We start from the raw sequence: 11,872 nt of genomic DNA, 5'->3' as shown, positions 1-11,872 counted from the left end.
GCCCGCTAGCGGTCGGCGCTCCTACCGTGAAGGCACGCGTCGACATCGACGACGTCTCCCCGAAGGAAGTGACAGTCATGACCGACCCGGCCATCTCCGCCGACCCGTACACCGCCACAGCCCAGTCCGACCAACCGAAGCGGCTGCACCGCTCCACCACCGACCGCATGCTCGGCGGCGTCGCGGGCGGACTCGCCGAATACTTCGACGTGGACTCGACCTGGGTTCGCGTCGCGTTCGTCGCGTCGATCGTTCTGCCCGGCCCACAGTTGCTGCTGTACCTGCTGCTCTGGCTCGTGATTCCGCAGCAGTAGTCGCCCCAGAAAATACTTGGACGTCCAACCTATTGATTAGTTGGACGTCCAAGTATACCGTGGTTGCTGTCACCTCTTCAGCCTCTGGAAGGACTGCGCATGACTGCACTGCGGACCATCGACCACTACCTGAACGGCGCACGCGTCGCCGCGACCGGCGCCACCGCCGACGTCTACGACCCCAGCACGGGCGAGGTTCAGGCGACGGTCCCCCTCGCCACCACCGCCGAGGTCGATAACGCCGTCGCCATCGCGAAGGAAGCTCAGCAGGAATGGGCGGCGTACAACCCACAGCGCCGCGCTCGCGTCCTGATGAAGTTCATCGAACTGGTGAACCAGAACATGGACGAGCTCGCCGATCTGCTGTCCAGCGAGCACGGCAAGACCCTCGACGACGCCCGCGGCGACGTGGTCCGCGGCCTCGACGTGATGGAGTTCGCCGTCGGCATCCCGCACCTGCTGAAGGGCGAGTACACCGAGAACGCCGGCACTGGCATCGACGTCTACTCGATGCGTCAGCCGCTCGGCGTGGTCGCGGGCATCACCCCGTTCAACTTCCCCGCCATGATCCCGCTGTGGAAGGCGGGCCCGGCGCTCGCCTGCGGCAACGCCTTCATCCTGAAGCCGTCCGAGCGCGACCCCTCGGTCCCGGTCCGCCTCGCCGAGCTCTTCACCGAGGCCGGCCTGCCCGACGGTGTCTTCCAGGTGGTTCACGGGGACAAGACCGCGGTCGACGCACTGCTGGAGAACCCGGACGTCAAGGCGATCGGCTTCGTCGGCTCGTCGGACATCGCGCAGTACATCTACGAGAACGCCGCCAAGAACGGCAAGCGCAGCCAGTGCTTCGGCGGCGCCAAGAACCACATGATCATCGCCCCCGACGCCGATCTCGATCAGGCGGTCGACGCCCTCGTCGGCGCCGGTTACGGTGCCGCAGGCGAGCGCTGCATGGCGATCTCGGTCGCCGTGCCGATCGGCGACGCCACCGCCGACGCCCTGCGCGCCAAGCTCGTCGAGCGCGTGGAGTCGCTGCGCGTGGGCCACAGCCACGACCCCAAGGCCGACTACGGCCCGCTGATCACCGCCGCCGCCCGGGACCGCGTCCTCGACTACATCGAGCAGGGCGCCGCCGCAGGCGCCGAGCTGGTGGTCGACGGCCGCGGCAAGGGTTCCACCGACGCCGAGTTCGAGGGCTCCGACCTCTCCGGCGGCTACTACGTCGGCCCAACGCTGTTCGACCACGTCACCAAGGACATGTCGATCTACACCGACGAGATCTTCGGCCCGGTGGTCTGCATCGTCCGCGCCCACGATTACGAAGAGGCCCTCGCACTGCCCACCGAGCACGAGTACGGCAACGGCGTCTCGATCTTCACCCGTGACGGTGACACCGCCCGCGACTTCACCTCGCGGGTCGAGGTCGGCATGGTCGGCGTCAACGTGCCGGTGCCGGTGCCGGTCGCCTACCACACCTTCGGCGGCTGGAAGCGGTCGGGATTCGGCGACCTGAACCAGCACGGCCCGGCGTCGATCATGTTCTACACCAAGACCAAGACCGTCACCTCGCGCTGGCCGTCGGGCATCAAGGAAGGCGCCGACTTCGCCATGCCGCAGATGCACTGACAGCCCCCGAAGAGAGAACAGGTACCTCGAGAACCGACGGCCCGTAGGAAACACCATGCCCTACCCGAAATTGCCCGACGACGACCGGATCGTCGTCGAAGCCGCACGGGACTTCGCCCGTAAACGGCTGGCTCCGCACTCCCTCGACTGGGATGCGAAAGCACACTTCCCGGTCGACGAGATGCGCGAGGCCGCATCGCTCGGCATGGCCGGGATCTACACCAGCGAGGACGTCGGGGGCTCCGGCCTCCGACGCCTCGACGGCGTGCGCATCTTCGAGGAGCTCGCCAAGGCCGATCCCGTGACTGCGGCGTTCCTCTCCATTCACAACATGTGCACGTGGATGGTCGACAGCTACGGCACCGATGAACAGCGCAAGCGCTGGGTGCCGAAGATGGCGTCGATGGAGTTCATCGCGAGCTACTGCCTCACCGAACCCGGTGCGGGATCGGATGCGGCCGCGCTCTCGACGTCGGCGCGACGCGAGGGCGACGAGTTCGTCCTGCGCGGAAGCAAACAGTTCATCTCCGGCGGCGGCGTCTCCGACGTGTACGTCGTCATGGCCCGCACCGGGGACGCCGGCCCGCGCGGCATCTCCACGTTCGTCGTCGAGAACGGCACGGCCGGACTCTCGTTCGGCCCGCCCGAGGCGAAGATGGGCTGGCACAACCAGCCGACGGCTCAGGTGATCTTCGACGACGTCCGGGTGCCCGCCGACGCGATGCTCGGCGGCCCCGACGGCGCAGGCACCGGCTTCGCCATCGCCATGAACGGGCTCAACGGCGGCCGCCTCAACATCGCCGCCTGCTCGCTCGGCGGCGCCCAGGCGGCCTACGACCAAGCGCTCGTGTACACCACCGAACGCGAGGCCTTCGGCAAACCGTTGATCGCCGAACCCACCGTCGCGGCCACCCTGGCCGAGATGGCGACCACGCTCGAGGCCTCCCGCATGCTCCTGTGGCGGGCGGCCGAGGCGCTCGACACCGACGACCCCGACAAGGTGGAACTGTGCGCGATGGCGAAGCGATTCGTCACCGAGCACTGCTTCACCGTCGCCGACCAGGCACTGCAGTTGCACGGCGGATACGGCTACCTGCACGAGACGGGTATCGAGAAAATCGTCCGCGACCTGCGGGTGAATCGCATCCTTGAAGGAACCAACGAGATCATGCGGATGGTGATCGGACGCGCCGAAGCGCAGCGGGCCACCGCCGGAAAGGGCACACGATGAGCACAATCGCTTTCCTCGGACTGGGCAACATGGGCGGACCGATGGCCGCCAACCTGGTCAAAGGCGGGCACGACGTGGTCGGATTCGACCTCGTCCCCGAACTCCTGGCGACCGCGGTCGCGAACGGAGTGCGGGCGGCCGAGAGCGCAGAGGCCGCGGTCTCGGGCGTCGACGCCGTCATCACCATGCTTCCCAGCGGAGCGGCCGTGAAGTCCGTTTACGCGGCGATCCTCCCCCACGCCACCCCCGGTCAGCTGTTCATCGACAGCTCCACCATCTCGGTCGAGGACGCGCGCGCCGTGCACCAGCAGGCGGTCGACGCCGGCTTGATGCAGCTCGACGCACCCGTCTCCGGCGGTGTCAAAGGCGCGACGGCGGGAACCCTGGCGTTCATGGTCGGCGGCGACTCGACCGCGCTCGCCGCGGCGCAGCCGATCCTCAAGCCGATGGCGGGCAAGGTCGTTGCGTGCGGCGGTCCCGGCAACGGACAGGCTGCCAAACTGTGCAACAACATGATCCTCGCCGTGCAGCAGATCGCCGTCGGTGAAGCGTTCGCCCTGGCCGAGAAGCTGGGCCTGGAGGATCAGGCACTGTACGACGTCGTCACCGGTGCCACCGGCAACTGCTGGGCGCTGCAGGTGAATTGCCCCGTCCCCGGACCGGTCGAGACATCGCCTGCCAACAACGAGTTCCGTCCCGGGTTCGCGACCGCGCTCATGAACAAGGACCTGCACCTCGCCATGGACGCGATCGGCGCCACCGGGGCCACCGCCCCGCTCGGTTCGCACGCGGCGAGCCTGTACGACGCGTTCGCGGCCGAGAACGGCGGACTCGACTTCAGTGCGATAATCGATACCCTGCGCTGAACGGGACGAGTCAGCGGTAGTCGATAGGAGCAGTGTGGCCGGGGTGGATCACGAGTCTGATGAGCGCGACCCGATCGCCCTGGCCCGCCGCAACTGGGAGGACGCCGGGTGGGGCACCGAGGTCGCCGACGGCATGGAGGCGGTCACCTCGGTCATGCGTGCCCACCAGATCATGCTCGCGCGCGTCGAGCAGGAACTGAAGCCATTCGGCCTGACGTTCTCCCGCTTCGAGTTGCTTCGCCTCCTCGCGTTCAGCCGCCACGGTTCGCTGCCGATCTCCAAGGCCAGCGACCGCCTCCAGGTCCACGTCTCGTCCGCCACCCACGCGATCGCCCGCCTCGTCGACGCGGGTCTGGTGGAGCGCAACCCGCACCCGACCGACGGCCGGACCACCCTGGTCTCGATCACCGACGACGGCAGGGAGTTGGTCGAGAAGGCGACGGCGGTGTTGAACGCCAACGTCTTCGGTCGCGTGGGGATGTCGGCGACCTCCGCCCACCAGCTGGTCGCGGCGATTCGAGAGCTGCGCTCGGCCTCCGGCGACTTCTGACGGACCGCCGTTACGACCCCTGACCACCCGCATCGATGCCGCCCTGGCCGATCCGCGCGCCGAACTCCAGGAAGCGCACCGACCGAGCGGGATCGGTGTTGCCCTGATTCGCGCGCAGCGCGTCCAGCTCGGAGGAGAAGACCCGCTCCACTCGCGGCTCGCCGTCGTCGCGCACGATGGCCCAGACGCCGGGTTCGGCATCCACGACAGCCGGTTCGCGAATCGGCTCCGGCGCCGGGTCGGGTCGCTTCACCCGAGCGGCCGAGGTGGCGATATCAGCCCACGTCGCGGTGGCACGCGGGTTCTCGAGCGCCTGCCGCAACAGTTTCCGCAGCCCCTCTCCCGCTTCGCGCGCGAAGCGATCGAAGTCGTCGGGGCCGAAGTCGTTCGATGTGGGCATGCTCTCCATCGTCCCCGCAGACTGGCCGCCTCGCCACCTGCGTGGGTACCCTCTCGGGTGACGCCCGCATGGGGCGCCCGGACGAGCCCGCCGTACCCGGTCAGCGACAAGACGGTGGCTGAGGAGCAACCATGCACTGGATCGTTCTCATCGTCTCCGGACTCTTCGAAGCCGTCTGGGCCACTGCGCTCGGCAGATCTGCGGGCCTGACGCGGCTGTGGCCCACCGCCACCTTCTTCGTCGCCCTCGTCATCAGCATGGGCGGTCTCGCGTACGCTATGCGTGAACTCCCGACCGGCAGCTCCTATGCCATCTGGGTCGGCATCGGCGCCACCGGCGCCGTCGTCTACGCCATGCTGACCGGCGCCGAAGCCGCGACCTTGGCCAAGATCGTGTGCATCATCGCGATCGTCGGCGGCGTCGTCGGTCTCAAGCTGGTCAGCTGACCGCTCCCGGGTCCGGCACTCCGGCTCGGACGGCGAGCACCGCGGCCTGGACCCGGGACTGGACGTCGAGTTTCATGAGCACCCGTGAGACATGAGTTTTCACCGTCGCCTCCCCGATGTCCAAACGTTTCGCGATCTGAGCGTTCGAGAGGCCTGCGCCCAGCCCGCCGAGCACCTGGACCTCACGTTCGGTGAGCTCGGCGAGGTCCGGAGTCGGTGTCGCGGGACGCGTGCGCATCGCGTCCACGACGACCCTGGTGACCGCCGGATCCAGCACGGCATCGCCCTCGGCGACGCGCCGGACGCCGTCGACCAGTTCCGCACCCGACGCCGATTTCAACAGGAATCCGCTGGCGCCCGCAGCGAGGGCGCCCAGGACGTATTCGTCGACGTCGAACGTGGTGAGTACCAGGATGCGGACCGTTGACTCGGCCAGGACGGCCGCGGTCGCGGCGAGACCGTCCATCTCCGGCATCCGTACGTCCATCACCACCACGTCGGGATGCAGGCGGGCGACGGCGCGCACCGCTTCGGCGCCGTCGCCCGCCTCACCGACGACGGTGATAGCACCCGACGCCTCGAGCACCAGGCGCAGTCCTTCGCGGACAGCGGCGTGATCGTCGGCCAGCACCACCCGGATCCGGCTCATCGCGGTCCCACCGGCAGCTCCGCGTGGACCACCCACTGCGCACCGACCCGTCCCGCGGTCACCATTCCGCCGATGCTCTCTGCTCTAATTCTCATATTGCGCAGTCCATTTCCGTTCGTCGCGTACTGCGTGGCGGCAGCGACACCGTTGCTGACGGTCAACGCTGCAGTCCTTCCGTCCGACGACACGTCCACGGTGATCGGCTCGCCGGGCGCGTGCCGGGTCGCGTTCGTCACAGCCTCCCCCGCGATCCGCGTCAGCACGGTCTCGACGAGGACGCTGACCTGCTCCGGTCCACCGTCGACGACGACGTCCGACCCGACCGACCGCGCTGCGGTCAGCAACGGAGCCAGCGACGACCAGCGGACGGTCGCCGTGTCGTCGCCCTCCCCTGCGAGCACGTCGATCATCGCCCGCAACTCGCTCAACGCGGCGAGACTGTTCGCGCGCATCGACGCGATGATCGGGGCGGGATCAGGGGCGTCGCGCGCTGCCTCGGCGAGGATCGCGATCGACGAGACGTGACCGGCGACGGTGTCGTGGAGCTCGCGCGAGACCCGGCGACGCTCATCGGCCAGCGCAGTCCTGTGCTCGGCCTCGGCGGCCGACTGCTCGGCACGGGCGGCCCGCACCGTGGCGTGCACTGATTGCGCGTACCCGAGCGGTGAGATCAGAAAAGCGACGCCCAGCAGCCCGGCGAGGACGCCCGCCCGCGGGTCCACCGTGACGGCGACCGCCACCGCACCGCCGACGGTCACCACGAAGCACCCGGCTCCGACCGTCCGCCGCAAGCGCACCGACCCGACAGTCATCACCGCGAAGATCACATCGGTGAACGAGATCCAGATCGGCAGCGAGACACCCGATCCGAAGTCGACGACGATCAGGATCAGCATGGCTGCGACGGCGATCGCCGGACGTCGCGGTGCAGTCAGTTGAATGACGAACGCGGCGAGCAGCACCGCCGCCTTGACCGCCGGTTGGTGGCCGCCCCAATCCGGGATGAGCGTGAACGCGCCGGTGACCCACAGCAGCAGGCCGACGATCAGCGTACCGATCGACGACACCGCGGTCGTGGACGCGATGGTGGTCAGGGACTTCATCGATTCTCACTACAGCACATCGGGCGGCCGCGCGGGTCCGCCGAAAGGATGACCGTCACGACGCCGGTCAGCGGATGTGCCCGGCACCGTTCCCCGCGACGCTGGTTTCATGAACGAACTCACCGAACCCGTCCTTCTCACCATCCTCGGCTGCGAGGTCGGCTTCTGGGTCCTCGTGATCGGCGGGCTGGTCCTGCGGTACGTCATCCACGCGAAACGCCTGTCCGGCTACGTCTTGGCCGCCGTCCCCGTCCTGGACGTCGTCCTGTTGGTCGCCGTCGCGCTCGATCTGCACCGCGGCGGCGAGATCGGCGTCGCGCACCGGCTGGCGCCGATCTACCTCGGTGTCACCATCGCGTTCGGTCGACGGCTCATCGCATGGGCCGACGTCCGGTTCGCCCACTGGTTCGACGACGGACCGAAGCCCGAGAAGATCCCCAAGTCGGGTCCGGCCCGGTTCCGGTACGAGTGGCAGGATTTCGGTCGGTGGTTGGTCGCGGCGGGGATCGCCGCGGCGATGATCCTGGTGTTGGGGTTCGGGGTCGCCGACGCCGAGCAACGCACCCAGCTGTTCGCCGGCTTCCAGACCCTCGGCATCATCACGGCGATCTGGCTCCTGACCGGGCCCCTCTGGGTCAGCGGCTCACTGCGGAGCCTGTCGAAGAAGTGATGGTCACAGATGCGTGCCGACGTTGATCACGCGTCCCGACCGATCGCGGTAGAAGAACCGCCGCACGCCCCAGGACTCGGACGAGAGGGGGTGCACGATCTCGACGCCCGCCGCGACGGCCCGCGCATGCGCGGCGTCGACGTCGTCGACGAACACCGAGACGTCCGGGTTCAGCGACGCCGACTCGTCCGCGGTCATGAACCCGATCTGCCGACCGTCGTCGTCGGCGAGGAAGGCGATCCACCCGTGGTTCATCACCACGCGCATCCCGAGCACTGCGGTGTGTTCGCAGATCGCCGCGTCGATGTCGGAGACGGTCAGGATCGGTGCGATGCGTTCGATTGTCATGGTTCCAGCACACCATCGTCGGCCGCCCGACGGCTTGGACGAATCGGCACGGCCCGCGGCACCCGCCCTACGACTGCCAGACCGGGTCCCGCTTGGCGAGGAACGCCGACATCCCCTCCTGCGCGTCGCAGGTCATCGCATTGGCAGCCATCACCGCGGACATCTCGGCGTAGGCGTCGGGTTCGGTCCGATCGATCTGGTCGTAGAACGCACGTTTGCCGATCGCGAGGGTGTCGCCGCTGAACTGTCCGATCCGCTCCGCGAGCTCGGCGACGGTCGATTCCAGTTCCTCGGCGGGGACCGCGGAGTTGATCAGGCCCCAGTCGACGGCCGTCGCCGCATCGATCATGTCCCCGGTGAGCAGCATCTGCATCGCGCGTTTACGTCCGATCGCGCGGCTGAGGGGCACCATCGGCGTCGAGCAGAACAGCCCGATGCGGACCCCGGGCGTGGAGAATCGTGCGGTGTCCGCGGCGACGGCGAGGTCGCACGTTGCGACGAGCTGGCAGCCCGCCGCGAGCGCCATGCCCTGCACTTGCGCGATCACCGGTTGACGCACCCGGTGCACGGCGGTCATCAGTTCGGTGCACGCCGCGAAGATCTCCTGCTCGTCGGTGAGAGTCCGCTCCACCATCTCGGACAGGTCGTGGCCTGCCGAGAACGCCGGTCCGCTCGCCGAGATGACGATGACGCGGACGTCGGGGTTCGCGCCGAGCGTGTGCAGCGCGGCGGTCGCCGCACGCATGGTCGATAGGGACAGCGGGTTGCGCCGATCAGGAGCCGTCAAGGCCAGGACTCCAACGGAGTCGCGAACGGTGGAAGTCACGGAAGAGGTCATGCATGTATTGTCCCGGACGTTCGCGAGTCCTACGATTGATTGACATGAGGGCGCCGACATCGCTGCGGGATCCGCTCGTCTACCAGCTAGCCGCCACAGGCCAGGCTGCCGATGCCGTCGCGTGTATCGGGCCGATTCCCTATATCGCCCGCTGCCTGGACGACGTCGGTTTTCCCGCCGAGCATCGCTGGGTCTTCCCGGTCGTCAAAGCAGCGTCCGCGACCGGACTCGCCGCGGCTCCACGGTTCCCACAGCTGGCACGATTCACGGCGGTGATGCTGACGCTCTACTTCTCGCTGGCCGTCGGCATGCATCTGCGCGCCCGCGACCTCCGACTGAACTTCGTAGCGGCGTCGTCCCTGCTACTCGTCTACGCGGCACTCGCTGCGACGGGTCCGCCGACCATCACCCCACGACCGCAGCTACCGCGTACCTGAGAACGCGGCGAGCACGCGGTCGGCGTGCACGGTCATGTTGACCTCGGAGGCGATCACGTCGGCGATGACACCGTCGGTCCCGATCGCGAACGTCACGCGCTTGGTGGGCATGCCGACCGCGCCGAGCAGCCCGCGCTTGACCCCGTACGCCTGCGCGACGGCCCCGTCGGTGTCCGCGAGCAGCGGGTAGTCCAGCGTGTGCTTCTGGGTCCAGCTCTTCTGCTTGTCGACGTCGTCGCGACTGATCCCGACTCGCTGCACGCCTGCGTCGGCGAACTCGGCGGCGAGATCGCGGAAATGGCAGGCCTCCTTGGTGCAGCCCGGGGTGAAGGCCGCCGGATAGAAGAACAGTGCGACGGGCCCGTCGGCGAGGAGCTCCGACAGTCGTCGTCGGGTGCCGTCTTGGTCGGAGAGTTCGAAATCCGGTGCGGTGTCGCCGATCTTCATATCCGAACTCTACCCGCGTCGCGACTCACACCCGGCCGGCGTCACGCATGGCGATCGCGACCTGCACCCGATTCGACGCGTCGAGCTTATGGAAGATCCGTGAGATGTGCGCCTTCACCGTCGCCACCGACATGTACAACTCGGCGGCGATCCCGGCGTTCGACTCGCCGCGCGCCAGGCACACCGCCACTTCGAGTTCACGTTCGGTGAGCGCGTCGACGGCCGCCCGCGCCTTGTCGGCGACGCCGTTGCCCTGCGGGTCGATCCGGCGGCCGTCGACGACCTGTTTGATCAGCGCCGCGGTCACCGAGGGGCTCAGCGCCGGTTCGCCGCCCAGGACGCGGCCGATCGCGGCGACGATCTCCGCGGGCGGAGTGTCTTTCAGCAGGAAGCCGTCGGCGCCGACCGCCAGGGCCCGCACCACGTAGTCGTCGGCGTCGAATGTGGTCAGCACGATCACGGCGGGCGGGTTGGCGCCCGCTTTGAAGGCTGCGGTGGCGTCGATGCCGTCCATCACCGGCATCCGCAGATCCATCAGCACCAGATCGACGGGGTCGGCGGCGTGTGCGTCGAGTGCGTCGCGCCCGTTGCCCGCCTCGGCGACCACGTCCAGGCCCGGGTCGCCACCGACCAGCAGACGCAGTCCGGACCGGACCAGCGGGTCGTCGTCGACGATCATCAGCCTCGCGCTCATGCCTGCCACGGTAACCACACGCGCAGGACGAATCGTTCATCGGCCGTCAGGTGCGCCGACTGCGTGCCGCCGCGCAGTTCCACCCGCTCGGCGAGACCGACCAGGCCGAACCCGGATTCCGGGGCGAGAGTCCGATTCTCTCCGATCGGCATCGGGTTGCTGACGACGAGGTCGACGCCGTGGTCCGGGCTCCCGCAGATCCGGACTTCGACGGCGGTCGCGGCCGCATGCTTCCGGGCGTTGGTGAGCCCTTCCTGAACGCAGCGGAACAGGGTACGGCCGATGCCGTCGGGCAGGTCGGCGAGCTCGAGATCACAGGAGTACTGAAGGTTCATGCCGTAGCCGCGGTTCTCGTCGACCAACGCCTCGATGTCCGTGGCGCTCGCCTGCGGCGACTCCGGCTGCGCGTCGCCCGGCCCCTCGCGCAGCACACCGAGCAGGTCGCGCAGTTCGGTGAGCGCCGTGGCAGAGAGCCCCTCGATGGTGTGCGCCGCCTCGCGGACCTGGTCGGGAGGCAGGTCGTCGCGGTAGCCGAGGGCACCGGCGTACATGTGGATCGTCGAGATCCGGTGCGCCAGCACATCGTGCATCTCGCGGGCGATCCGTCCTCGCTCGGCGATGCGCGCATGCTGGACCCGCGCCGCCTGCTCGGCTTCGGCGACCTTCGCCCGCGACCGCCACGACGCGAGCAATTCGCGACGGGAACCGATGTACAGGCCCCACGCGATGATCAGCAGGATCACCACCGTGATGATCGCGGCGTCGAGAAGTCCGACCGGCTTCTCCTCCGGTGAGCCCACCAGCGGCGACACCAGTGCGCTGACGACGGCCAGAATGCCGACCGGCACGATCTCCCGCCACCGACGACGCGTCGACAACGAGACCACCGCCAGCATCGACGGACCGGCAGCGGTCGCCGAGACGACGGCGGCCAACTGCGTTCCCACACCGACGCTGACCGGGTGCGACCGGCGGAACAGAACCGCGACCAGCGACGCGAGCCCGATCGCCAGGTCCAGGAAGAACCACCATCGGACGTGCTGCCACTGGTAGTCGGCGCGCGTGGCCCACGCGACCCCCGAGACGGCGAGGACGATGGTGAAACGCCACACATGGCTGCGCCACGTCAGCGGCGGCTGATAGTCCTCGGGGTGCACGAGGATCACGGTAGCCCGCCGAGCCGACGGCCCGCTGCCGTCGCGAGTTCTCAGGTCACCCCCTACTTTCGGCTGACCCGAAATCAGCCCGCCGACGGA

Annotated in this window: 16 protein-coding genes and 1 riboswitch; of the genes, 8 read left to right on the top strand and 8 right to left on the bottom strand. The window is 68.5% G+C overall.

Annotation, left to right across the window (positions count from 1 at the left end):
- Positions 1–77 precede the first annotated feature (77 nt).
- The 5 genes from GH2_RS01290 (at position 78) to GH2_RS01270 (ending at position 4,584) form a co-directional block, all read left to right on the top strand.
- Positions 78–314 carry a PspC domain-containing protein gene (locus tag GH2_RS01290; RefSeq protein ID WP_066163227.1) on the top strand — a complete coding sequence of 79 codons (237 nt, stop codon included), beginning with the start codon at positions 78–80 and terminating at the stop codon, positions 312–314.
- 99 nt (positions 315–413) lie between these two features.
- Positions 414–1,937 carry a CoA-acylating methylmalonate-semialdehyde dehydrogenase gene (locus GH2_RS01285; RefSeq protein WP_066162033.1) on the top strand — a complete coding sequence of 508 codons (1,524 nt, stop codon included), beginning with the start codon at positions 414–416 and terminating at the stop codon, positions 1,935–1,937.
- Positions 1,938–1,992: 55 nt separating this feature from the next.
- On the top strand, positions 1,993–3,168 hold the full coding sequence (locus GH2_RS01280) for an acyl-CoA dehydrogenase family protein (protein ID WP_066162029.1): 1,176 nt from the start codon (positions 1,993–1,995) through the stop codon (positions 3,166–3,168).
- Complete coding sequence (gene mmsB / locus GH2_RS01275; RefSeq protein WP_066162026.1) at positions 3,165–4,034, top strand: 3-hydroxyisobutyrate dehydrogenase; 870 nt, start codon at positions 3,165–3,167, stop codon at positions 4,032–4,034. Before GH2_RS01280 ends, mmsB begins: the two co-directional genes overlap by 4 nt.
- A 34-nt stretch (positions 4,035–4,068) precedes the next feature.
- Positions 4,069–4,584 carry a MarR family transcriptional regulator gene (locus tag GH2_RS01270; protein ID WP_084247227.1) on the top strand — a complete coding sequence of 172 codons (516 nt, stop codon included), beginning with the start codon at positions 4,069–4,071 and terminating at the stop codon, positions 4,582–4,584.
- 10 nt (positions 4,585–4,594) lie between these two features.
- Here GH2_RS01270 and GH2_RS01265 read toward each other — a convergent pair whose 3' ends face one another.
- Positions 4,595–4,984, bottom strand: coding sequence for an Rv0313 family protein (locus tag GH2_RS01265; RefSeq protein WP_066162019.1), 390 nt, complete (start codon positions 4,982–4,984; stop codon positions 4,595–4,597).
- Positions 4,985–5,040: 56 nt separating this feature from the next.
- Positions 5,041–5,105, top strand: a riboswitch (guanidine-III (ykkC-III) riboswitch).
- Positions 5,106–5,115: 10 nt separating this feature from the next.
- Here GH2_RS01265 and GH2_RS01260 point away from each other — a divergent pair.
- Entirely contained in the window at positions 5,116–5,430 is a 315-nt protein-coding gene (locus tag GH2_RS01260) for a DMT family transporter (RefSeq protein WP_066162016.1), read from the top strand.
- On the opposite strand, the gene GH2_RS01255 is transcribed toward GH2_RS01260, so the two are convergent.
- Positions 5,423–6,079, bottom strand: a complete 657-nt coding sequence (locus GH2_RS01255; protein WP_066162012.1) for a response regulator — start codon at positions 6,077–6,079, stop codon at positions 5,423–5,425. The two genes, GH2_RS01260 and GH2_RS01255, sit on opposite strands and share 8 nt — an antisense overlap.
- Positions 6,076–7,182: a sensor histidine kinase gene (locus GH2_RS01250; protein WP_066162009.1), complete on the bottom strand. Its 1,107-nt coding sequence runs from the start codon at positions 7,180–7,182 to the stop codon at positions 6,076–6,078. Before GH2_RS01250 ends, GH2_RS01255 begins: the two co-directional genes overlap by 4 nt.
- Before the next feature lie 109 nt (positions 7,183–7,291).
- Between GH2_RS01250 and GH2_RS01245 the strand changes: the two genes are divergently transcribed.
- Entirely contained in the window at positions 7,292–7,852 is a 561-nt protein-coding gene (locus GH2_RS01245; protein WP_066163225.1) for a hypothetical protein, read from the top strand.
- A 3-nt stretch (positions 7,853–7,855) separates the two neighbouring features.
- On the opposite strand, the gene GH2_RS01240 is transcribed toward GH2_RS01245, so the two are convergent.
- Positions 7,856–8,200, bottom strand: a complete 345-nt coding sequence (locus GH2_RS01240; RefSeq protein WP_066162006.1) for a VOC family protein — start codon at positions 8,198–8,200, stop codon at positions 7,856–7,858.
- A gap of 67 nt (positions 8,201–8,267) precedes the next feature.
- Positions 8,268–9,038: an enoyl-CoA hydratase gene (locus tag GH2_RS01235; protein ID WP_066162004.1), complete on the bottom strand. Its 771-nt coding sequence runs from the start codon at positions 9,036–9,038 to the stop codon at positions 8,268–8,270.
- Between the two features lie 44 nt (positions 9,039–9,082).
- On the opposite strand from GH2_RS01235, the gene GH2_RS01230 reads away from it, so the two are divergent.
- Positions 9,083–9,475, top strand: a complete 393-nt coding sequence (locus tag GH2_RS01230; RefSeq protein WP_066162000.1) for a DoxX family protein — start codon at positions 9,083–9,085, stop codon at positions 9,473–9,475.
- On the opposite strand, the gene GH2_RS01225 is transcribed toward GH2_RS01230, so the two are convergent.
- Genes GH2_RS01225 through GH2_RS01215 form a run of 3 tightly spaced genes read right to left on the bottom strand, consistent with a single transcriptional unit; the run spans position 9,461 to position 11,773 of the window.
- Positions 9,461–9,922 carry a peroxiredoxin gene (locus GH2_RS01225; RefSeq protein WP_066161998.1) on the bottom strand — a complete coding sequence of 154 codons (462 nt, stop codon included), beginning with the start codon at positions 9,920–9,922 and terminating at the stop codon, positions 9,461–9,463. The two genes, GH2_RS01230 and GH2_RS01225, sit on opposite strands and share 15 nt — an antisense overlap.
- 25 nt (positions 9,923–9,947) lie before the next feature.
- Positions 9,948–10,616, bottom strand: coding sequence for a response regulator (locus GH2_RS01220; protein ID WP_066161995.1), 669 nt, complete (start codon positions 10,614–10,616; stop codon positions 9,948–9,950).
- Positions 10,613–11,773 (bottom strand): sensor histidine kinase, encoded by a 1,161-nt coding sequence (locus GH2_RS01215; RefSeq protein ID WP_066163222.1) that lies wholly within the window; start codon positions 11,771–11,773, stop codon positions 10,613–10,615. Before GH2_RS01215 ends, GH2_RS01220 begins: the two co-directional genes overlap by 4 nt.
- Positions 11,774–11,872: the final 99 nt, after the last annotated feature.

This window comes from Gordonia hydrophobica NBRC 16057, assembly GCF_001592365.1.
GTDB classification, from domain to species: Bacteria; Actinomycetota; Actinomycetes; order Mycobacteriales; family Mycobacteriaceae; genus Gordonia; species Gordonia hydrophobica.
This window is presented reverse-complemented; position numbering and strand designations above follow the sequence as displayed.